Raw genomic sequence first — 22,551 nt, forward strand, 5'->3', positions numbered from 1 at the left:
AATGCGATTCCGGACATTGTCCTTGCGTGATACAACTGCGCGTCTGGCCAAGGCGAGCACCTGTCACCCTTCGCGCGTCCAGCCGATCCGGTGGCGTTCCTGCGTGGCCGCATGGCGGGCATCGTCCTCCGTGTGCAGGTAGGCGCTGGTGGTAGAAATCGATGCGTTCCCGAAATTGTCCCGCACGAAACGCAGGTCCACCTGCTGGTTGGTCATGTGCGACCCCGCGGTATGGCGCAGCCAGTGCGCTGACGCGCTGGCCAGCACCGCGGCACGGCTTTCCCACTCGGGGCCGCGTGAGCGCAGGCGCTGGGCGGCCATCCCGAAGACTTCCTTCAACACCAGGTGCAGGGCACCGCGTGACAAGAGCTTTTCCTTGCCGATGATCGGCAGCACGATGGGGCGTGCCTCGCCGGGATGCGGTGCCGGTGGCAGGCCGTACGCCTCGCGATAGCGCGCCAGTTCCACGATCAGTTCGTCCGTCGCCGGCACCAGCCGCGTCTTGTTGCCTTTGCCGGTCACCTCCAGCCACCAGCGCTCCAGGCCCTCCCGGTCGCGCCGGCAAAAGAACGCGCCCATCCGGGTCTCGGCCACTTTGGCCGCGCGCAGGCCGCCGAGATACAGCACCGCGAAGAGCCAGCGGCAGCGCGCCGCATGCAGGCGCTCGCGCTCGGTCGCACTGTCGCTCGTACCCGGCATCGCCTCGATGGTGTCCTTGACCGTTTGCCACATGGCGTGGCTGAGGTAGCGCGTGATGCGGGGCTTGGACTGGCCGCGTCGGCTGCTGTTGAGGATCGTTAATCCCGCTAGCGGTGACCGCTATATCCGCTAGCAATCGCATGGCTGTAAACCATTGATCTATATTGCGAAACGGCCGTTCAGTGGCGATTTTTGCCGTTGTGCAAGAGCAACGCCATTTTCCGTCCATGTCCAACGATTCCGCTAATACGGCGCGGCGGATCATTAATTCGGCTAACACGGGCTACGCCGAGCCGGTGTCGGCGAAATTCTATTGCTGGCCGGGCAGGGCGGACGGGGAGGGTGATAGTTCGGTAGAGCCATGCGTATGACCTCGCGAAAGATCGGAAAAATAGGGGTATTCTGGCGATCGGCGTTCACGCCACGACCTGCGCGCCGGGGAGATCTCCATTGAAAGCACTCGCGAGCATCGGCAGGAGAAGAGCGTTTTTCCTTCATCTATCCTGGCTGGCACCCACATTTGCGGAATTTGAGGTCGCCATTAGCCGAAATAGCGATCTGCAACACATGCTGCGGATCTGCTGCTGTCGTCGCGCAAGGTCACGGCTGAAGAGGCGCTGCGCATGGGACTGGTCAACCGGATCACGCCGCCCGATGCGCTCCTGGCCCAGGCGCACAGCTATGCGCTCGATTCGCGTGATGAAGCGGCAACTGTGGGAGACCCCATATCAAAGCCTCGGCGAGGCGATTATGGATGCCAACCAGGAAATGTTCCTAAGCATCCAGAGCGCGGATTTCAAGGAAGGCGTGGCACACTTTCAGCAGCGGCGGCCGGCAGCGTTCACGGGGGAATAGCCGCAGCCGTTGTGCCAGCTTCCCCCAGCCAGCGCCATAGCGTGGCGGGCTGACGCCGAGGCGACGGGCCGCCTCCTGGCGATTGCCGCCGCATAGTGCCAGCACCGTCAGTGCCCGCTCGCGCGGCTGTCCGTTTTCCGCGGAGTCGTGGTGGTATCGCTCGATCCGCTCTCGCTAACCAATGTCTACAAGAGTATTTACCTCGGTAACAAAGGCGTGATCGGGGTGCTCGGCACTGAAGACTTTATATTCCGGGCGCGCTTGAGCGGGTCGAGCGCCATGCCTGGGCAGTTCGTGCCGGCAAGCTCCGAAGTCCGAAAAGCCCTCTCCGGGCCCGGAGACGCGCAAGTCATTGATGAGAGCCCCATCGACGGCATCGAGCGCATATTCGGCATCCAACGGCTGTCACGGGGCGATCTCGCCGTGGTGGTGGGCTACAACGTGCATGAGGCCTTGGCGGCGTATCGGAGCAGACTGATGGTGATTGTCATGCTCGCGAGCGCCATTTCCGCTCTGATTGTCTACTTCCAGTTCCGCCAGGCAAAGGCCATCAAAAATCTGGCCTTGCTGGCAGACCGGGAAGCAGTGGTGACCCGCAGCCTGAATGAGAGAAAGCAGCATCTCCATGCGCTCTTTCTTGCCGTTGACGAAGGCATTGGTGTCTTCGACAGGAATCTCGTGATCGATGACGCCAATCCGGCGCTCTGCAGCTTGCTCGGCGTCTCGCTCGGGGAATTGCGCGGCGCTACACCGCAGCAATTTATCAACCACCTGTATCAGGGCCGCCGTCCCTCCCCCGATGCGACCGCTCGCGCGAGTCCAGCGCACAGCGCAGAACGATCTCCCCATTCTTCGTGACCGTGTTGAAAATCCATGCCCTGCGACCATACCAGGGGTGCCAGCGATACAGAACTTCCCGTGAGTCGGTAATGTGGGCGTTGTGTTGACGGCTTGTAATCACCTACGCGGCCACACCAAGACCTTCAAGCACTGGAGCCAGCACAGCATGGCCCACGATGTGGAGGCCCGGACCTCTACCCATGAGTTCTGCGATCCGCACCTCTGTGAGCAATCCTGCCGCGCAGTCCTCTTCTATCTGCGCGCCCAATGCGGCTTTGGCCAAGACCAAAGTCGCGTCGGCCTGCCGCGACAAGCCGCTCGCCGATTGAGCATCATGGGCAATCAGACCGTCAAGCACCGGGACAATGGCCTCCAAGTTTCCCTTGATCATTGCTTCCTTCAAGCCCTGAACCACGAACGTGACCATGCGCCAAATTTGCTGCGGCTGCCCGTCGAGCACCTTGTCGATCGATGCTCGCGCCTCAAGTGGCGACATGGTCGAGCACGGCGCAAGGGTAATGCTCATGGCATGTGCGAGCTTGACGAGTTGATGTTCCGCCAAGCGTTCCAGAAGCTTCTCGAATGCACGCGTTTGTGTGCCATTGGCGAGCGCCTCCGCCAGTCCTTCGGTGGTGCGCTGAGGAACAAGCGCGACTCGGCGCGGAGAGCACGTGGTACCTCTCAATGTCATGCGGCGGATGCTCTGCTAGCGGATCGATGTCTACAACGACCTCGCGCGTTGCGGAGCCCGGCGTTGCAGTGCCGAGTCGCATCGAAAAGGTCAAGACATAGCCGAGAGCGTGGAAACCGAGGACCAGCGGGCTAGGCTTATTGCCAGGGGAGTACGCCTTGCGCAGGGCCTTCTCTTCGGCCGGCCGATGGCGCATTCGTCCTTGCGCCGCTGGATGGGCGAGCGTGTGCACGGCGTGCCGATATCAAAAGCCGGATATGGAATTTTAAATGACTTTGCGGATTCCGCACCCTAATATGTTAAGGAAGCCCTCATCCCAGCCCGGAGAGGCTCATGCCCCCGGCTTCCCTCTCAATCCGCTCCGTCGATGTCTAACTATCTGGAAGGGTGAACCATGAGGAATGAAAGAGGCGGCCTGCGCAAGGATCTCGATGCATATCGGCTGCAGTGGCGCGTTCTGAGCTTCTATGAGCGCTTCGAGCAGATCGTTGCCCACATCCTGAGCGCAGTGGTTTCAGTGATCATTGTCGTATCGCTTTGGCAACTGATACGCGCGGTCGCCATGTTGCTTATGTCGGGCGCACTGAACCCGCTGGATCATGGGACGTTTCAATCGGTGTTCGGCATGGTCATGACACTGCTGATCGCAATGGAATTCAAGCATTCAATCACCAGGGTTATGGTGCGGCGCGACCACATTGTCCAAGTCAAGACCGTCATCCTCATTGCCCTGTTGGCGATAGCGCGCAAATTCATCATTCTCGACCCGGCCACGCCGCCCGCGCATATCGCCGCTCTTGCGGCTGCATTGGTTGCGCTTGGCATCGTTTACTGGCTGATGCGCCAGCGCGACGACCCGGTTGATGCCGCGATGGCTGAACAAGGCAAATCTGCGCCCATGAAGGCGGCGCATCAACGAGGCATCGAACGGGACGGCAACGATCAGGATGCGAATGCCTGAGCGACTCGTGGCCTTCTCGAAAGCGGACACCCGCGTCATGGTTCTGGTCAGCCTTCGCCAGCGATCCGCGGTCGCCATCTGCAACCACCGGCTGCAGCGCTTCGACGGCGACGAGGCGGTCACCTTCCAGTGGAAGGACTACAAACATGGGCCCGCAAGCCGGACCATGTCGCTCGCGGCCGACGAATTTCATCCGCCGCTTCCTGCTGCACGTCCTGCCCGACGGCTTCAAGCACATCCGCAGTTACGGCCTGCTGGCCAATCGCCACCGAGCAGCCAAGCTTGCCGCCTGCCGCCGGGTGGCCCCAGCGGACGACACCTCCAGCCTCATGGACGACTACCGTGACCGTTACCAGCGACTCACCGGCAGGTCGCTACACGATTGCCCCATCTGCGCCAAGGGTCACATGGTATGCATCGAAACGTTCCTGCCGGGTGCACTTCCGCGTGCGCCGCCCCCTCACCATGTTCACTGATCTGTTGGCATTGCCCTCGACCACGTGTCCATTATTCCTGCGGGCAACGCGCCCGGGCTTGCTCCATCCAGGTCTTTCTGCATGGAAATGTCTGAAAGCTGCCCGATTCGACGCCGCCGGGATCACCCACCGGCTCGTCGCCGTAGGCGAGGACGCCGAGCGCTGACGCGGGCGAGGCGGAAAAGGTGAGGGCGGCGCCGATCGCGGCGATGGTGCTAATGCGCTGCGTCAAGGGCAGTAGCTTCTCCGCATCAAAAATGAGCAATCGTCCAAGTTCGCCCTTGGGCGACCGCTTTCAGGAGTCGAACTGCCTCCCGGATGTCGAATAGTTGATGTGAGCCAATGACGGCTCGTGGCCGAACGCGGTCCTATCAAAGGGTTTTCGGCGTGCCCCGCCGACCCACCAGATCAACGAAATCAACGAAATATCACGGCCCGCAGATAGCTCGCGGTACGACTGTCCACGGCGAGCGCCACCGTCTCCGGCACGCCACTCACAACGATCCTCCCGCCGCTTTCTCCCGCACCCGGGCCGATGTCGAGGATCCAGTCGCTTTGCGCCGCGACACGCATGTCGTGCTCGACCAGCACCACAGTATTGCCGGCATCGATGAGCCCATGCAGATGCACCATCAGGCGATCGGTGTCGGCTGGATGCAGACCGGTCGTCGGCTCGTCGAGGATGTAGAGCGTATCCCCGCGTTGCGCACGCTGCAACTCGGTCGCAAGTTTGATGCGTTGCGCTTCGCCTCCGGAGAGCTCGGTGGCCGGCTGACCAAGCCGTAGATAGCCGAGGCCGATATCACGGAGCACAGTCAGTGAGCGCATCACCTGCGCCTCGTCGACGAAGAAGTCGCATGCCGTGTCCACGGTCATCGCCAGCACCTCGGCAATATTGCGCTCGCGCCAGCGAATCTCGAGCGTCTGCGGGTTGTAGCGGCTGCCCTGACAGGTCGAGCAGGGCGCGTAGACGCTGGGCAAAAACAGCAGCTCGACCATCACGAAGCCTTCGCCCTCGCACGTCGGACATCGCCCCTGCGCGACGTTGAACGAGAACCGGCCGGCGCTGTAGCGATGCTTGCGTGCAGCGGGAGTCGCGGCGAACAGCATGCGCACAGCGTCGAACAACCCGCAATAGGTCGCGAGATTCGAGCGCGGCGTACGGCCAATCGGCTTCTGGTCGACGCGCACGAGACGTTTGATCTTGTCCATGCCGGCTGTGATCCGCCCGTCCGTCGTGACGGGCGGGGTGGCAAAGAGCGGGTCGACTTCATCGTCTTCGGCAAGATCGGCTGTGCGCCCGAGATGTTCCGCCACAAGCTCCGTCAGCGCCTGGCTCACGAGGCTGGACTTGCCGGAGCCCGAGATGCCCGTTACCGTGGTCAGGCAACCCAGTGGAAAATCCGCAGCAAGATTGTGCAGATTGTTGCGCGTCACGTCTTCGAGCCGCAGCCAGCCGCGGGACTCGCGGCGCGGACGGGTCGCAGCCTCGCTCGCCTGCGCCTCTAACTCGCCTTGCGCAAACAGGTAGCGGCGTGTGCGCGAGTTTTCGACATCTGCAAGGCCGGCGGGTGGTCCGCTGTAGATCACACGTCCGCCCGCCTCGCCGGCATCCGGGCCCACGTCGACGAGCCAGTCGGCGCGCCGCATCGCGCCAATGTCGTGCTCGACCACGAACAGGGAATTGCCCGCAGCCTTCAGGCGCTGCAACGCTTCGAGCAACGCATCGCCGTCCGCGGGATGCAGTCCGGCAGACGGCTCGTCGAGCACGTAAACAACGCCGAATAGTTGTGACGACAACTGCGTCGCGAGCCGCAGCCGTTGCAGTTCTCCGGAGGACAGCGTTGGCGTCGCACGGTCCAGCGCAAGATAGCCGAGACCGAGGTCGATCAAGGTTTTCAGACGTTCGAGCAGTTCGATCGCGAGCCGCTGCGCTGCCACACGCTTCTCGTCGGACAGGTTAGGCGTACGGCGCACGTCAGGCGCCCCCTGGTGAGCCTGTCCGCCGGCCGCGACACGTCTGGCGGTCGCCTTGCGCCGGCTGTTCCTGTCGAGAATCGCGCCGTCGGGAGATGTGCTGGAAGACGGCCACTGGCCGCGCGAGACGGGTTCGAGCAACGCAGCGAGCCGAGCGATGGGGAGTTGTGACAGCTCGCCGATATCCATACCGGCGAATGTCACCGAGAGTGCTTCCGCCTTCAGACGCTTACCGTGACACGACGGACATTCGCCGCCGATCATGAACTGCGACACGCGTTTCTTCATCAACGCGCTCTGCGTGTTTGCGAAGGTATGTAACACGTACCGGCGCGCGCCGGTGAACGTGCCCTGGTAGCTGGGCTGTGCCTTGCGCCTGAGGGCGGCGCGCGTCTCCTTCGGCGTGAAGCCGGCATAGACCGGCACCGTTGGCTGTTCGTCGGTGAACAGAATCCAGTCGCGGTCTTTCTTCGGCAGATCGCGCCACGGCGTGTCGACGTCGTAACCGAGCGTGACGAGTATGTCGCGCAGATTCTGACCGTGCCAAGCGGGCGGCCATGCCGCGATCGCGCGCTCGCGAATCGTGAGCGAGTCGTCGGGCACCAGCGAGCGTTCGGTCACGCTATATACGCGGCCGAGCCCATGGCAGGTCGGGCAGGCGCCCTGTACCGTATTCGGCGAGAAGTCCTCCGCATACAGCATTGGCTGCTTCGGCGGGTAGCTGCCGGTTCGCGAGTACATCATCCGGACGAGGCTCGACAGCGTCGTCACGCTGCCCACTGACGAACGCGCGCTCGGCGTGCCACGCTGCTGCTGCAAGGCGACCGCCGGCGGCAGGCCTTCGATCGCATCGACGTCGGGCGCACCGACCTGCTCGATCAGCCGCCGCGCGTAGGGCGCGACCGACTCGAAGTAACGCCGCTGCGCTTCCGCGTACAGCGTGCCGAATGCGAGCGACGACTTGCCGGAACCGGACACGCCGGTAAACACCACCAACGCATCGCGGGGAATGTCGACGTCGACATTCTTCAGGTTGTGCTCCCGTGCGCCGCGAACCTGGACGAAGCCGCGTGGCGCGAGCGTGGGCGACTCAGGGTGATCAACAGAATGCTTGACAGTCGAGGACCGTGAGGGCTTGGTCATGGCAGCAGGGATAGGTGCGGGGGTGACGGCCTTAAACGTGGTCGCAAGCGGCGTGCCGCTGGGTCCCACCGTACGAGGCGAGCTTGCGATCAGACTCCTTACTCTACTGGATTTTCATGCGTAGGCTCTTGGGCCACGAAATGGTTCGCTGGTTATTTCGACCACGCTACCGTGAAGTTACTTCCTGCGATTGTGAATGTCAGTCTTCGTCCTGAGGTGGCTTGCCAGGAAGCGCCCAGATTCGCCGGCCCTCATCCACCGCGCGCTGCACCACGATGCGTGGCAGCACCGTGGCAAAACGCGTGGCCTCGACGAACTGCACGATGGTGCCGAGGATGCCGATCTCGAATTTTGGCTGCAGCGTGAGGTCTTCGATCTGCGTCGCGGCGTCCAGCACGCCGCGCAAGCCATGGCGTTTGGTGGGCAGCACCAGTTCCAGCCCGGGCAGCTTGGTGAGTTCCACCGCCGCCGGCAGTTCCGGGCCATGCTCGGCGCTGGTGACCAGCACCATTTCCTCGTCTGCTAAGTGGGTCGATTAGGTATCAATGAATCTGTGTAACGTGACTGAGCGTATCATTTTTTTGCTGCGGCAGGCCTCGGAAAGCCTGGCCGATAACTGGGGAAAACCCTTATCTGTGGCGCGCGGTGAGGCCGTATGTGCCCACTAAGCACCGCCCTGCTCGACATCATTAGAAGTGATGAATGCAATCAAAAAATAATATTATAACTAATACCATATTCTCACTAAGCTCCTGCTCGATGTTGCATGAACCAGCGGATTCGCCCACTGGGTCCGGCGCGCAGAACGGAGTCAGGAATGAGAACAAACGATGCTGGCGGCATGACCGGCACGACACAGGAAACAGCGGCAGCGGGCGTTTGCCCCGCGCCGCGACACGCTTTCCCGTGCCGGCCCGCAATCCCCGCTAGCCAGATCGACCGCCCCGGTCCCGCCACGCGGGAGGACCGGTCATGAGCGACATGCGCAGCCTGCCGGCAGCAGCAGCGGCCGTCCACCTTGAATCCACTGCGGCCGGGCGCCAGCGTCACGTGGGCCGCGCGATGGAGCGGCTCGAGGACGCCGCGATCTAACAACTGACTCGAGAGCCCGTCGCGGGAAAACCGCACACCGGGTTCGGAGGCGGGGGACGGCGCTCGCCGTTTCCTAGCGCGTTCATTTCATCTTTTCGGGGTGGCTAGGATTCATGGGTCTGGAGATATATAGGCCGCTAGCGGCCGAAGGCACGGCGCGCACCATCACCCCGGGCATTTCGGCATTCATGCTCGTATTGTCGGTCTGGCTGGGGTTCGCGCTCTGGGCCGGATGGGACAGAGGCAGCGAATTACGCAGGATCCAGGCTGATGCCGACCGGCTTGCCTATACCCTCGGCCAGCACGTCGAGCGCACATTGATGGAGGCGGACCAACTGACCTCCCTGCTAGGCGGCGCCGTCATCGAACGGGGGCTGGATTTGCCGCTTGCCGAATGGACCCGCAACGGTCATCTCGGTGCCGAACCCTTCCTTCAAACCGCGATTCTGGACGAAAGTGGCGTCCTCAGGGCATCGACCAATCCGACATTCGAAGCGCTTGACCTAGGCGATAGCGAGCATTTGCGCATACACGCCGACAATCCCAGGCCGACATTGTTTGTCAGCAAGCCGCTGCGGGGGCGCAGTTCAGGTCGCTGGGTAGTTCTGCTTTCCAAGGGAATCGTTGGGCCGACCGGCCGTTTCATGGGGGTCGTAGTGGTGTCGCTTGACCCACTCTCCCTGACGAGCATCTACAAAAGCATCTATTTGGGCAGCCGGGGTGCAATCGGTCTGCTGGGTACCAATGATCTCATCTACCGGGTGCGTTGGAGCGGGGCGGCTTCCGACCCTGGGCAACCGCTGCCGGCGAGCTCTGCGGCCCGGCGAGCCGTAGCTGCCGCGGCCCACGCCGAAGTGGTGGAGAAGAGCCCACTGGACGACGTCGAGCGCATTTATGGCGTACATCGGCTGTCGAGAGGAAACCTGGCGGTCGTGATCGGCTACGACCTCCATGAAGCACTATCAACGTACCGCAGCAGGCTGCTCCTCGTCGCTTGCATCGCAAGCTTCGTATCCGCGCTGATCATCCTCGTCCAGATGCGCCAGGCCAAGTCAATCAAGAGGATGGCGAAGCTAGCGGATCGCGAGGCAGTGGTCAGCCGCCGGCTACGAGAAAGGAACCAGCACCTGCATGCGCTGTTCTTTGCGTTGCCGGACGGCGTTGCCATTTTCGATAAGGATCGCCACGTGGAAGACGCCAACGGCGGGCTGTGCGACGCCCTGGACGTTTCGCCCGGGGACTTGCGCGGCGCCACGCCACAACGGTTCGTTGACCTTCTGTATCGAGGCCGACGTCCCACGCGGGACTCAGTCACCCCGTCCGAACTACTTGCGAAGATCGACTGTGCCGCAGTCTCGCACGAATTTAGCGGCGTTATCGAGTTCGATATAGCGGATTCATCCAGCTACGCCATTCGTGTTGTGCATACCAGCGACGGCGCTGGCTGTGTGGTGGCTGTCTGGGACGTAAGCGCAATGCGGCGCGAGGAACGGGCCAAATCGCATTTCATTGCTACCGCAGAAGCTGAAATCAAGATACCCATCGCAAACGTCGTCGGATATGCCGACCTCCTCGCCGCCGATCTGATCCCCCCGGAAAAACGCCTTGGCATCTATCGCACGATTCGTTCGCAAGCCCAGCGCATCAGCCAGTTCGTTTCGAATCATCTTCAACTGACGCGCCTGGAAACACTAGGAGCATCCGAGATGACGTTTCATCGGGTGGATCTCGCAAGGCTCGTGCGAGACGTTGTTGAGGCAGGGTTCACGGACGATAGCCGGGTGACGCTGGAGTCCGCGAGAGAGCCTGTCTGTGTGATGGGTGACTCCGCCTCCCTCGCCAGCGTGATACGCCATTTGCTGGAGAATGCCGTGAAGTACGGGCTTGGGAGAGAGGTCAACATCTCGGTCGCTAGCGCGTCGGACGAACGCCGCAACGCCATGCTGAAAGTGACCGATCGAGGCATGGGGATCAAAGTTGACGAACTCGGGCTGGTGTTCGACAAATTTTTCCGAGGCAAGCTGCAGCATGGGTCGGCCGGCGATGGTCTGGGCCTTGCCCTCGTGCGTGAGATTGTGCTGCTACATCGCGGCCATATTTCTCTTGAGAGCGAAGTAGGCAAGGGCACGACCGTTACGCTGCACCTTCCGGCGGTGGAATAGCCTTAATGTGTCATACGCCGCGCGGCGCGATCTGCGATGCCACGTCACCGACGACAATCATGGTCGTGGCACCGTTGTCAAGCGCCGTTATAACGGCCTGCCAAAATCCTCCATTGCGGCGTGCCAATCAGGTGAGCCCACGCAAAGTCGCCGGGATCATTCTTACGCCGTGCCTTGCATATCGTCTTAACGGTCAAGGCGAGCGCGTGAGCCGCCGAGTAAAGAGACGAGCCTGCCTCAGCGAATTGCCGCGCCGACTTCCCTGCGTGTGACGTGATCGGCGAGGACGTCAATAAGTGCGTTTCACAATCTGACCGGAACGGAGCATGGAGCGTGAAAGACGAATGCATCATGGATGCGCAGCAGCAACAACGATAACCAGCCAGCGCCACCATGCCACCAGAAAGCGACTACGATCAGTACTTTGAGCGCGTGACCCGGGTCGCCGCGCGCGCGCTGAATTTACCAATATCCGTCGTATGTCTCGACAGACTGGGCCAGCCAGAAGTCATGGGCGCAAGCGGGTGCGAACGGGACGTCGTATTCCATGTGGAGACGTACTATAGTCGGACGCTCCAATGCGAGGAACCGTTCGTCGTCAGGGATGCGCTGTCCGATGCGGAGCTTGCGCAAGGGCCACTGGCAACCAGCGAATTGCTGTTCCGCTTTTTCGCAGGCATTGCGCTGCGTCTACCGTGCGGCCGACCCATCGGTATGCTATGTGTGATGCACGCGTTGCCGCGGCGCTTCAGGCGCCAACAACGTCAGATGCTAGTAGACTTGGGACAAATGATCGAGCACGAAGTTGGCCTGCGCAAGCTGGACAGCTCTGATCGTTTGGAGGTGCTTCACGCGATCGACCGACTTCAAGCCCAGCATGCGCTTTACGTCGAGACGTTCCATCGAACGCCGGTCGCTATCGCGCATATCGGAAGGGACTGGGAGTGGCGGCACATGAATGATGCCTGCGTGAAATTCTTCGCGCACTCGCGCGCTCCGCTGCCGAAAACGAACATCCTCGATCTGCTGGATGCGAGCGACCGGACCAACCTTGAACAGGCCGTGCAGGCACTTAATCGTGGCCGCGGGGTCGAGGTCCGGACGCTCGACGTAACGTTCCGGTTGCGCAACAAGCAAAGTAGGCCAGCGCGAGTGCAGGTGGCACCGAAGCAGACGACGTCGACCCGCGACGGAGGCTGGCTGTTTGTCATTCACGATACCCAGGCGGAGCAACGGGAAAAAGCCGCGCGCGATGCGCGGGAGGCTGCGTTGCATCGGGGAGCGCATGAGGCCTCGGAGGTTCTGCGCAGGGCGCGCGAGCAACTGACGACCGCCGAGCGGCAATTGGGAGACACGCGGGTAGATTTGCGCGCCATTGCTGACAATTTGCCGGTGCTGGTCGCTTACGTCGACAGTGAGCGACGTTTTCGGTTCGCCAACTCAACCTATCGCGAGTGGCTGGGGTTGGACCCGGAGGAGATCGTGGGACGACTCACCCATGAAGTTCTCGACGCTGACTATGCTGCTGCCATCGAGCCGTACGTCCAACGCGTGCTCAACGGCGAAAGGGTCGAGTACGAGGTTGGAGCGACGCTTAACGGGAGTCGACGTGTCCTGCGCGGTGTGCTGGTGCCGCGTCGGGTCCACGATCAGGCGGCTGATGGGTACTACCTGCTGGTGCAGGATGTGACTGAGCGAACGGCATTGCTTGATCGCCTGCGGCATCAGGCGTTCCACGACGCGCTGACCGGCCTGCCTAACAGACGCTCGTTCCTCGAGAGGCTGGATGAGGCGTGCGCAGCAAGCGGCGACGGTGTGGCTGCCATCATGTTTATCGACCTGGATGGCTTCAAGGCTGTCAACGATACATACGGGCATCAGTGCGGCGACGAAGTACTTGTTGAAGCCGCGCGCCGGATCAGCCGCTGCGTACGTGGCGGGGATCTGGTTGCGCGGCATGCAGGGGATGAGTTCACGTTGCTTCTGACCGGCCCTGCGTTCGATCGTGCTGCACTGGAGAAGATTGCACGCGCAATCCTGCGGACACTGAGCCAGCCCATAAGGTTCGGGGCGAACGTCGTCCAATTATCGGCGAGTATCGGCGTGCTACCGCACGACCAGGCAGCCTCATTGAGTGGCGAAGCCCTGTTACGCGCCGCGGATGCCGCAATGTATCGTGCGAAAGTCGCAGGCAAGGCGCGTATTGTCGTGCACGAGCTTAACGATTCACCGGCCGGGATGCGCGGTTGAGAACGAGGAACGTCGCTGATTCCGGAAAATGATGCTCGTCGCGTAGGCGATGCAGGATTAAGTAACTTCACGGTAGCGTGGTCGAAATAACCAGCGAGCCATTTCGCTGACCCAAGCGCCTACGCATGAAAATCCAGTAGAGTAAGGAGTCTGATCGCAAGCTCGCCTCGTACGGTGGGATCCAGCGGCGCGCCGCTTGCGACCACGTTCAAGACCGTCACCCTCGCGCCTATCCCTGCTGCCATGACAAAGCCCCCACGGTACATCTCCGGCGCGAAGCTGGACATTGAGGAAATCGTGCGGCGGGCGCGGCTGGTCAAGCCCGGCCTCTACATCATCGTGGACGCGGTACAGCACGCGCCGCACGGCCTGATCGACCTGCAGAAGACGCCCGTCGACGGGATCAATATCGCGCCGTACAAGTTCTTCGGCTGCCGGGGATCCGGCATTGCCTGGCTATCGGATAGCGCCTCGCTGCTGCCGCACCACAAACTGAACGGCAAGGCGCCTGGGTTCTGGAACCTGGGCAGTTCCGCGCCCTGGCAGTTCGCCGTGGTCTCTGAAATCGTCGATTACGTTTGCTGGCTCGGCGGCCTATCTGGCACGGCGGCAGATGGCGAGGGCGCTGCCCGCAGGACACTGTTCGAGCGCGGCATTAGCGTTCAGCGCCTCTCGCCTGTCATCGGGTCAAACACGTTTATCAGAAACTATGATATTTCGGATCAATAAACAGTATTAGACCTGATGCACCTTCCTGACTAGGCTTGCCTCACATTGAGTGCGACGGGGCCAGTCTGGACCAGTTTGGCCTGAGCCGCACACCGACGACCCAGGAGTCACGCCATGCCCAGACAACCCGCCGAAACGACGAACAGCGCGCCGTAAGCCGCGCCATTGCCCGAAGGGGCGCTGACCCTGCGCAGCTGGCTGCGCCACCTCGGCAACATGGACCGGCTGGCAGCGATGCGCCGCGCGCGGTGCGCAGCCCGATGCAAGGGCAGGGGTAGCCAGGGCCGCCGCACCCGGATCAGGCGGCGGTGCCTGACACCCTCCGGATCTCCTCGGCCACGATCGCGATCAGCGCATCGGCTGCTGTGCTGAGCGGGCGCTGCGGATGGCTCACGCACACCAGGTGGCGCACGATGCGCGGCGCCAGGATGGGGTACATGCGCAGCCGGCCCTCGTCCACCGCGCGTTGCACCACGATGCGCGGCAGCACCGTGGCAAAGCGCGTGGCCTCGACGAACTGGACGATGGTGCCAAGGATGTCGATCTCGAACTTCGGCTGCAGGGTCACGTCTTCCAGTTGCGTGGCCGCATCCAGCACGCCGCGCAAGCCGTGGCGTTTGGTGGGCAGCACCAGTTCCAGCCCGGGCAGCTTGGTGAGTTCCACCGCCGCCGGCAGTTCCGGGCCATGCTCGGCGCTGGTAACCAGCACCATTTCCTCGTCATGAAGGGATTGCACATGGAGCGAGAGCTTGCCACGGGGCTTATGCACCACGGCCGCGTCGAGCTGGCCGGCGGAGACCAGGTCGATCAGCGTGGCGCTGAAGCCGTCCGCCACCGATACCTCCACATTCGGGTAGCGCGCATTGAAGCGCACCAGCGACCCCACCAGCACGCTTTCCGTTTCGGAAGCCACCATACCGATGGAGATGTTGCCGGCCACCTGCTCCTCGCGTTGCATCAGTTGCTGCCGGGCGTTGGCGAGGTCCCGCGTGATCGGCAGGCACAGGCGGTACATCATGCGGCCGGCCGCTGTCGGCACCATCCCGTGCGGGATGCGATCGAACAGCTTCTGTCCGAACTCTTCTTCCAGCTTGGCGATCTGCATGCTGAGCGCCGGTTGCACGATATTCAGCCGCTTGGCCGCGCGCGTGACGGAGCCGTCTTCGAACAGCGCAATGAAGTACTGGATCTGTCTGAGGTCCATGCTAAGTGGGTCGATTCGGTATCAACGAATTTGTGTAACGGGACTGAGCGTATCAGCTTTTTTGCTGCGGCAGGTCTCGGAAAGCCTGGTCGATATATGGGGGAAACCCTTATCTTTGACGTGCTGTGAGGCAACATGTGCCTACTAAGGACCGCCCTGCCTGGCATCATTAAAAATGATTAGCACAATCAAAAAACAATATTAGAACTAATACCATATTCTCACTAAGCTCCTGTTCAACGTTGCATGAACCGGCGGATTCGCCCACCGGGTCCGGCGCGCAGAACGGAGTCAGGAATGAGACAGAACGATGCTGGCGGCATGACCGGCACGACACTGGAGACAGCGGTAGCGGGCGTTCGCCCCGTGCCGCGTGGCATCTCCCCGTGCCGGCCCGCAATCCCCGCTAACCAGATGGACCGTGCCAGTTCCGCCACGCGGGAGGGCCGGTCATGAGCGACAAGCGCAGCCTGCCCGCCGCAGCGGCGGCTATCCACCTTGAATCCGCAGCGGCCGGCGCGGCCTCGCGCCAGCGTCACGTCGGCCGCTCGATGGAGCGGCTCGAGGACGCCGCGATCCTCACCGGCCGTGGCCGCTATGGCGACGACCTGGGCGTGAAGCCGGGCACCCTGCACGCCGCTATCGTGCGGTCCCCGCATGCGCATGCCGAACTTGGCACCATCGATGCCAGCGCGGCACTTGCCGCGCCGGGCGTGCATGGGGTGCTGACCGGCGCCGACCTGGCAGCCTGGTCGCGCCCCTTCGTGGTGGGGGTGAAGGCGCCGATGGAGCAATGGGCGCTGGCCACGGACCGCGTGCGCTATGTGGGCGAGCCGGTGGCCGTGGTAATGGCCGAGAGCCGTGCCCTGGCCGAAGACGCGCTCGACCTGGTGCGGGTGAATTACCGCGTGTTGCCGCCGGTGGTATCGATCGAGGCCGCGCTGGCCGACGATGCGCCCATCCTGCATCCCGGCGTAGGCGCCAATGTGGTGAGCGACCGCCACTTCCGCTACGGCGAGCCTGAAGCCGCCTTTGCCGCGGCTCCGCACCGGGTCACGCTGACCGCGCACTATCCGCGCAACACCTGCACGCCGATCGAATGCGGCGTGGTGATTGCCGAGTTCCTGCCCGGTGACGAAGGCTACGACGTCACCTCCAATTTCATGGGGCCGTTCTCGCTGCATGCGGTGATGGCGATGGCGCTCAAGGTGCCGGCCAACCGGCTGCGCCACAAGGCCCCGCGCGATTCCGGCGGCAGCTTTGGCGTGAAGCAGGCGGTGTTTCCTTACGCGGTGCTGATGTGCCTGGCGTCCCGCAAGGCCGGCGCGCCGGTGAAGTGGGTGGAGGACCGCCTCGAACATCTCAGCGCCGCCACCTCCGCCACCGCGCGGCTGTCCACGCTGGAAGCCGCGGTGGAGTCAGACGGCCGCATCAAAGCACTGGCCTATGACCAGATCGAAGACTGCGGCGGCTATCTGCGCGCGCCGGAGCCCGCTACCTTCTACCGCATGCATGGCTGCCTGACTGGCGCCTATGACATTCCCAACCTGCTGGTGCGCAACCGCGTGGTGATGACCAACAAGACGCCCACCGGCCTGGTGCGGGGCTTTGGCGGCCCGCAGGTGTATTTTGCGCTGGAGCGGCTGGTGCATCGCATCGCGACACAACTCGGGCTCGATCCACTCGATGTGTATCGCCGCAACTTTGTCGCCGCCGATGCCTTTCCCTATCGCGCCGCGGCGGGCGCGTTGCTGGACTCCGGCAACTACCAGCTGGCGCTGGCGCGCGCGCTGGAAGAAGGCGGCTACCACGAGCTGACGTGCCGCCGCGATGTCGCACGCGCCGAGGGCCGGCTCTATGGCATTGGCTTTGCCGCCATCGTCGAGCCCTCGGTGTCGAACATGGGCTATATCACCACCGCCATGCCCGCCGAGGCGCGCAAGAAAGCGGGGCCGAAGAACGGCGCCATCGCCAGCGCCACGGTCAGCGTCGACCTGCTCGGCGGCGTGGTGGTCACCATTGCCTCGACGCCGGCCGGGCAGGGCCATATGACAGTGTGCGCGCAGGTGGTGGCCGATGTGCTCGGCGTGAATCCGGCCGACGTGGTCGTGAACGTCGAGTTCGATACGCACAAGGATGCATGGTCGGTCGCCGCCGGCAACTACTCCAGCCGTTTCGCTGGCGCCGTGGCCGGCACAGTGCACCTGGCCGCCGAGCGGGTGCGCGACAAGTTGGCGCGCATCGTGGCACCGCAGTTCGGCTGCACGCCCGCCGAGGTGGTGTTCGAAGACGGCCGCATTGCCCGCAAAGGCGCGCCCGAATCTGGCCTGCCCTTCACGCGCGTGGCCAGCAATGCGCCGCACTGGTCACCGCAGCAGTTGCCGGCCGGAGAGGAGCCGGGCCTGCGCGAGACGGTGTTCTGGTCGCCGCCCAACCTGGAAGCGCCGGATGAGAACGACCGCATCAACACCTCGGCCGCCTACGGCTTTGCCTTCGACATGTGCGGCGTAGAGATCGACCGCGCCACGGGGCGCGTGCGCATCGACCGCTACGTGACCGCGCACGACGCCGGCACGCTGCTCAACCCGGCGCTGGCCGATGGCCAGATCCGCGGTGCCTTCGCCCAAGGGCTGGGCGCGGCGCTGATGGAAGAGTTCCGCTACGGCGCCGACGGCAGCTTCCAGTCCGGCACGCTGGCCGACTACCTGATGCCGACCACCTGCGAGGTGCCGGACCCGGTGATTGTGCACTTGGAAACGCCAAGCCCCTTCACGCCGCTCGGCGCCAAGGGCCTGGGCGAGGGCAACAACATGAGCACGCCGCCCTGCATCGCCAACGCGGTGGCCGACGCGCTCGGCGAGCAGGACATCCGCCTGCCGCTGACCCCGGCCAAGGTGATGGCCATGGTGGGCTTCGACGATCCGCCGCCGTCGCGCCCCGAGCTGCTCGAAGCGATGCGCGAGGCCGCCGTGCCCGCGGCCCGCAAGGGCAGCGGCAAGGCGCTCACCGCGCGCGGCTCAGTGGATCTGGATGCCACGCCCGAAGCCATCTTCGCCGTGCTGGTGGACCCGCAGGCACTGGCCAAGGTGGTGCCAGGCTGCCACGCGCTGGAGCGCACCGCCGAGAATCACTACCGCGCCGACGTGACGGTGGGGGTTGGCATGATCAAGGCCCGCTTCGAGGCGGAGATCGCACTGTCGGACCTCGATCCCCCGCGCCGGCTGCGGCTGGCAGGCGCAGGCATGTCCTCGCTGGGCAGTGCGCGCGGCGCCGGCCTGGTGGAGCTGGTCCCGCATGGCAGCGGCACGCGCCTGAGTTACGACTACGAGGCCGAGGTATCCGGCAAGGTCGCTGCCGTGGGCGGACGCATGCTGGAAGGCGCCGCCAAGGTGGTGCTGCGCCAGTTGTTTGAATCGCTCGGCCGCCAGGCCGCCGGCAAGCCGGTACGGCCGCAAGGCTGGCTTGCCCGCCTGCTGGCCCGTTTGGGAGTCCGTCGATGAAACCATCCGCTTTCGATTACCTGCGCGCCGAAACCACGCAGCAAGCGCTCGATGCGCTGGCCCGCGGCGGCGAGGGCGCGCGCGTGCTGGCCGGTGGCCAGTCGCTGATGGCGGTGCTCAACATGCGCCTGGCGGCGCCGCAACTGCTGATCGATATCTCGCGCACCGCCGAGCTGAACACGGTGCGGGTGGAAGACGCTCACCTGGTGGTGGGTGCCGCGGCCACGCAGGGCAGCGTCGAATGGCGCACCACGCTGGCCGACGAGGTGCCGCTGCTGGCCATGGCCTTTCCGCATATCTCGCATTTCCAGATCCGGAATCGCGGCACCGTGTGCGGCTCGGTCGCCCATGCCGACCCGAGCGCGGAATTGCCCCTGGTGCTGACCGCGCTGGGCGGCGAGGTGGTGTTGCGTTCAGCCCGCCGCCGCCGCGTGCTGCCTGCGGCCAGTTTCTTCCAGGGCATGTTGATGACGGCGCGCGAGCCCGACGAGCTGGTGGAGGCGGTGCGCTTTCCGCTGCGGCGCCCCGGCGCGCGCTACGGCTTTGCCGAGTTCTCCGCACGCCATGGCGATTTTGCGCTGGTGGCCTGCGCGGCCACCGTGACCGATGACGCCATCGCGCTGGCGGTTGGCGGCGTGGCGGACCGGCCGGTGCTGGAAACCTGGCCGCGCCTGCAGGGCAAGGACCTGGAGGAGGCCATCAACGATTTCAGTTGGAAACTGGGCGCGCAGGACGACGCCCATATCAGCGCGCAGTACCGCCGGCACCTTGTGCGGCAACTGGGCATGCGTGTGATCGAGGAGGCAAAATGAGCAAGACCACCAAGGGCGCCGTATCCGGCAAGCCCGCCGAGGTGATGCAGCGCCAGGAGCAACGCCGCATCACCCTGACCCTGAACGGCCGCGAGCGCAGCGGCTATTGCGAGCCGCGCGAGCTGTTGTCGGACTTCCTGCGCCACGAGCTCGGTGCCACCGGCACCCATGTGGGTTGCGAGCACGGCGTCTGCGGCGCATGCACGGTACGCGTCGACGGCGTTGCCGCGCGCTCGTGCCTGATGCTGGCGGTGCAGGCCGAGCACCGGGCCATCGATACCGTCGAAGGGCTGGCGCCGGCCGAGGGACTGGGCGATCTGCAAGAAGCCTTCCGCCGCCACCACGCGCTGCAGTGCGGCTTCTGCACGGCCGGCATTCTGATGTCGTGCGCGGACTACCTGGAGCGCGTGCCGGAACCCAGCGAAGCGCAGGTGCGCGACATGCTGTCCGGCCACCTGTGCCGCTGTACGGGCTACACCCCCATCGTGGCCGCCGTGCTCGACGTAGCCGCGATCCGTGCACGGGCTCGTTATGCTGCTGCCGGCGTAGATACCCAGGAGGCCTGCGATGCTTGATCTAGGCCGCACCTTCCTGCAAAGCGTGGAGCGCAGCCCGCACGCGCCCGCCATTGTCGACGGCGACCTGATGCTTACCTATGCGCAATGGTACGAGCGCATCCGGTGCGTGGCGTCCGGCCTGCGCGAGATCGGCCTGGCGCCGGGCGATCGCCTGCTGGCCGTTCTGCAAAACCGCTGGGAAATGGCGACGCTGCACTGGGCCTGCCAGTTCGCCGGCATCGTGATGGTGCCGCTGAACTGGCGTGCCAAGCCGGAGGAGCTCGATTACTGCGTGCAGGATGCCGGCGTCAAGGCGCTGGTGTTCGAGCCGGTCAGCGCCGATGCGGTGCTGGGCAGCCCGGCGGCGCAGGCCGTGCCCTGCATAGCGCTGGACTGCGCGGCTGGCGGCTCGATGTCCTTCGCTTCGCTGCTGGACAGCGTTGCGCTGCATGGCGGCCCGGTGGCAGAAGCGGGCGATGTCTCGCTGATGCTCTACACCTCGGGCACCACCGGCAAGCCCAAGGGCGTGCCGCGCCGCCACCAGCAGGAGCGTGCCGCGGCGCTGGCGCACGTGGCGCAGAACCTGTATCGCCATGGTGAGCGCACCCTTGGCGTGATGCCGCTCTACCACACCATGGGCGTACGCTCGCTGCTGGCAATGGCGCTGGTGGACGGCCTGTTCGTCTGCGTGCGGCGCTGGAACGCCGGGCAGGCGCTCAAGGAGATCGCCACCCACAGAATCAGCTGCCTGTACCTGGTGCCGACGCTATACCACGACCTGCTGGCCGATCCGGGGTTCGATGCCTCCGTCGTGCGCAGCGCGACCAAGCTCGGCTTTGCCGGCGCCTCGATGAGCGACGGCCTGCTGCGCCGCCTCGCGCAGGCCTTCGAGCCGGAGCTGTTCGTGAACCACTACGGCTCGTCGGAGGTGTACACCTTCAGCGTGGACCAGCGCGCCACCCGCAAGCCCGGCAGCGCCGGGCGCGCCGGCATCAACACGCGCCTGCGCGTGGTGCGCCTGGATGCCCGCTCACCCGACGATCTGGCGGCTACCGGCGAGGAAGGCCAGATCATCGCCGACCTGCGCGGCGACGAGGCCTTCGAGGGCTACTGGAACCGCGCCGACGCCAATGCAAAATCGCTGCGCGATGGCTGGTACTTCACCGGCGACACCGGCTACTTCGATGCCGAGGGCGACCTCTTCGTCAGCGGGCGGGTGGACGACATGATCATCAGCGGCGGCGAGAACATCTCCCCGGTCGATATCGAGTCGGTGCTGTCGCTGCATCCGGCGGTAGATGAGGTGGCGGTGGCCGGAGTGCCGGATCCGCGCTGGGGCCAGAAGGTGGTGGCTTTCGTCAAGCCGCGCGGCAACATCGACGCGCAAGCCCTGGATACCTACTGCCGCGGCTCTGACCTGGTCAATTTCAAGCGCCCGCGCGACTACGTCTTCGTGGCGGAGATTCCCAAGTCGCCGGTTGGCAAGATCCTGCGCCGCAAGCTGTCCGCCGGCGACTACGCGCTGGCCCCGCATTCCGTGAGCCCCGACCCTAATCCCAACCCCAACCAGGCAGCGGACGCCGCGCCTGTCGATACCATCAAGGAGTAAGACATGACCCAGGCAACCGAGATGATCCATCCCGACCAGCAGCGGCTCCAGCAACTCGACGGCTTCTCCGTGGAGATCGATGCCGGGCGCGAGCGTGCGGACATCATCCTGCACCGTCCACCCTACAACGTGATCGCCATGGCAGCGCGCGACCAGTTGCGCGCCGTCATTGAGGCGCTTGATGCCGACCATCGCGTGCGCGTGATCGTGCTGCGTTCGCAAGGCGAGCATTTTTCCAGCGGCGGCGATATCAAGGGCTTCCTGGAGGCATCGCCCGAGCATGTCTCGCAACTGGCCTGGAACGTGGCGGCACCGGCGCGCTGCAGCAAGCCGGTGATTGCCGCCAACCGCGGCTACTGCTTTGGCGTGGGCTTCGAGCTGTCCCTGGCGTGCGACTTCCGCATCGCCACCGAGACCACGCAGTACGCGCTGCCGGAGCAGAAGCTCGGCCAGATCCCCGGCTCGGGCGGCTCGGCGCGCCTGCAGAAGATGGTGGGCATCGGCCGCACCAAGGACATCGTGATGCGCTCGCGCCGCATCTCGGGCAAGCAGGCTTATGAGTGGGGCATCGCCGTGGAATGCGTGGCAGACGCCGAGCTGGAAGCCGCCACCGATGCGCTGGTCGACGAACTGCGCGGCTTCTCGCCGCTGGCGCAGCGCACCGCCAAGAAGCTGCTCAACGACACCGAGGACGCGCCGCTGTCGATCGCCATCGAGCTGGAAGGGCATTGCTATAGCCGCCTGCGCAGCTCGGACGATTTCCGCGAAGGCGTGGAAGCGTTCCACGGCAAGCGCAAGCCGGCGTTCCGCGGCAGCTGATGGCAATCGCGGGCGCGCCGGCAAGGCCGCTCGCATCCCGGACGAACTGACCGGATAACGATGCCCGCTGCCACGGGGCAAGCATCGCGGGGGGAGCGCTTGCCTGGCGGCAAGGCACCGCCCGCGCGCCAACCCTGCCGTAATGATCCAAGCAGAGATCCAAATCAAAGGAGAC

15 protein-coding genes and 4 pseudogenes are annotated in these 22,551 nt (G+C 64.2%); 12 read left to right on the plus strand and 7 right to left on the minus strand.

Translation table 11 applies throughout. From position 1 onward, the window contains the following. Positions 1-63: 63 nt before the first annotated feature. A pseudogene (locus AC1DS6_RS01225) lies at positions 64-780 on the minus strand (tyrosine-type recombinase/integrase); the annotation flags it as partial. A gap of 600 nt (positions 781-1,380) precedes the next feature. Between AC1DS6_RS01225 and AC1DS6_RS01230 the strand changes: the two are divergent. Further along, the gene (locus tag AC1DS6_RS01230) at positions 1,381-1,554 is read left to right on the plus strand and encodes a hypothetical protein (RefSeq protein ID WP_477101775.1); all 174 of its coding nucleotides are present in this window, start codon (positions 1,381-1,383) and stop codon (positions 1,552-1,554) included. On the opposite strand, the gene AC1DS6_RS01235 is transcribed toward AC1DS6_RS01230, so the two are convergent. After that, positions 1,474-1,659 carry a helix-turn-helix domain-containing protein gene (locus AC1DS6_RS01235; RefSeq protein WP_441631335.1) on the minus strand — a complete coding sequence of 62 codons (186 nt, stop codon included), beginning with the start codon at positions 1,657-1,659 and terminating at the stop codon, positions 1,474-1,476. The genes AC1DS6_RS01230 and AC1DS6_RS01235 overlap by 81 nt on opposite strands. Positions 1,660-1,704: 45 nt before the next feature. Between AC1DS6_RS01235 and AC1DS6_RS01240 the strand changes: the two genes are divergently transcribed. Then, positions 1,705-2,412, plus strand: a complete 708-nt coding sequence (locus AC1DS6_RS01240) for a PAS domain-containing protein (protein WP_441631337.1) — start codon at positions 1,705-1,707, stop codon at positions 2,410-2,412. 103 nt (positions 2,413-2,515) lie between these two features. On the opposite strand, the gene AC1DS6_RS01245 is transcribed toward AC1DS6_RS01240, so the two are convergent. Beyond that, positions 2,516-3,085, minus strand: a complete 570-nt coding sequence (locus AC1DS6_RS01245) for a hypothetical protein (protein ID WP_441631339.1) — start codon at positions 3,083-3,085, stop codon at positions 2,516-2,518. Between the two features lie 394 nt (positions 3,086-3,479). Here AC1DS6_RS01245 and AC1DS6_RS01250 point away from each other — a divergent pair, with 394 nt between their 5' ends. Both AC1DS6_RS01250 and AC1DS6_RS01255 read left to right on the plus strand, forming a co-directional pair. Beyond that, positions 3,480-4,046, plus strand: a complete 567-nt coding sequence (locus AC1DS6_RS01250) for a phosphate-starvation-inducible PsiE family protein (RefSeq protein WP_267600556.1) — start codon at positions 3,480-3,482, stop codon at positions 4,044-4,046. Positions 4,047-4,101: 55 nt separating this feature from the next. Continuing rightward, a pseudogene (locus AC1DS6_RS01255) lies at positions 4,102-4,522 on the plus strand (transposase); the annotation flags it as partial. A 31-nt stretch (positions 4,523-4,553) separates the two neighbouring features. Here AC1DS6_RS01255 and AC1DS6_RS01260 read toward each other — a convergent pair. The 3 genes and pseudogenes from AC1DS6_RS01260 to AC1DS6_RS01270 form a co-directional block, all read right to left on the minus strand. Further along, entirely contained in the window at positions 4,554-4,754 is a 201-nt protein-coding gene (locus AC1DS6_RS01260; protein ID WP_477101762.1) for a hypothetical protein, read from the minus strand. Between the two features lie 185 nt (positions 4,755-4,939). Beyond that, positions 4,940-7,642, minus strand: a complete 2,703-nt coding sequence (locus AC1DS6_RS01265; RefSeq protein ID WP_477101763.1) for an excinuclease ABC subunit UvrA — start codon at positions 7,640-7,642, stop codon at positions 4,940-4,942. A 199-nt stretch (positions 7,643-7,841) separates the two neighbouring features. Then, positions 7,842-8,168 (minus strand): annotated as a pseudogene (locus AC1DS6_RS01270) (LysR substrate-binding domain-containing protein); the annotation flags it as partial. Between the two features lie 679 nt (positions 8,169-8,847). Between AC1DS6_RS01270 and AC1DS6_RS01275 the strand changes: the two are divergent. From AC1DS6_RS01275 to AC1DS6_RS01285, 3 genes and pseudogenes are all read left to right on the plus strand, one after another. Next, positions 8,848-10,896 carry an ATP-binding protein gene (locus tag AC1DS6_RS01275; protein WP_477101764.1) on the plus strand — a complete coding sequence of 683 codons (2,049 nt, stop codon included), beginning with the start codon at positions 8,848-8,850 and terminating at the stop codon, positions 10,894-10,896. A gap of 393 nt (positions 10,897-11,289) precedes the next feature. Beyond that, positions 11,290-13,146, plus strand: coding sequence for a diguanylate cyclase domain-containing protein (locus AC1DS6_RS01280; RefSeq protein ID WP_477101765.1), 1,857 nt, complete (start codon positions 11,290-11,292; stop codon positions 13,144-13,146). Between the two features lie 264 nt (positions 13,147-13,410). After that, positions 13,411-13,806, plus strand: a pseudogene (locus AC1DS6_RS01285) (aminotransferase class V-fold PLP-dependent enzyme); the annotation flags it as partial. Positions 13,807-14,173: 367 nt separating this feature from the next. Here AC1DS6_RS01285 and AC1DS6_RS01290 read toward each other — a convergent pair. After that, positions 14,174-15,079, minus strand: a complete 906-nt coding sequence (locus AC1DS6_RS01290) for a LysR family transcriptional regulator (protein WP_477101766.1) — start codon at positions 15,077-15,079, stop codon at positions 14,174-14,176. 452 nt (positions 15,080-15,531) lie between these two features. On the opposite strand from AC1DS6_RS01290, the gene AC1DS6_RS01295 reads away from it, so the two are divergent. The 5 genes from AC1DS6_RS01295 to AC1DS6_RS01315 are packed head-to-tail and all read left to right on the plus strand — an operon-like array spanning position 15,532 to position 22,376. Then, positions 15,532-18,579, plus strand: a complete 3,048-nt coding sequence (locus tag AC1DS6_RS01295; RefSeq protein ID WP_441635773.1) for a xanthine dehydrogenase family protein molybdopterin-binding subunit — start codon at positions 15,532-15,534, stop codon at positions 18,577-18,579. Next, positions 18,576-19,391 (plus strand): FAD binding domain-containing protein, encoded by an 816-nt coding sequence (locus tag AC1DS6_RS01300; protein WP_477101767.1) that lies wholly within the window; start codon positions 18,576-18,578, stop codon positions 19,389-19,391. The genes AC1DS6_RS01295 and AC1DS6_RS01300 overlap by 4 nt, the downstream gene beginning before the upstream one ends. Beyond that, positions 19,388-19,966, plus strand: a complete 579-nt coding sequence (locus AC1DS6_RS01305) for a (2Fe-2S)-binding protein (RefSeq protein WP_441635769.1) — start codon at positions 19,388-19,390, stop codon at positions 19,964-19,966. Before AC1DS6_RS01300 ends, AC1DS6_RS01305 begins: the two co-directional genes overlap by 4 nt. Further along, positions 19,959-21,557 (plus strand): AMP-binding protein, encoded by a 1,599-nt coding sequence (locus AC1DS6_RS01310; protein ID WP_441635767.1) that lies wholly within the window; start codon positions 19,959-19,961, stop codon positions 21,555-21,557. Before AC1DS6_RS01305 ends, AC1DS6_RS01310 begins: the two co-directional genes overlap by 8 nt. A gap of 3 nt (positions 21,558-21,560) precedes the next feature. Continuing rightward, positions 21,561-22,376, plus strand: a complete 816-nt coding sequence (locus tag AC1DS6_RS01315) for an enoyl-CoA hydratase/isomerase family protein (protein ID WP_441635765.1) — start codon at positions 21,561-21,563, stop codon at positions 22,374-22,376. Positions 22,377-22,551 lie beyond the last annotated feature (175 nt).

The sequence above is a fragment of the Cupriavidus sp. 05L310 genome (assembly GCF_056398185.1).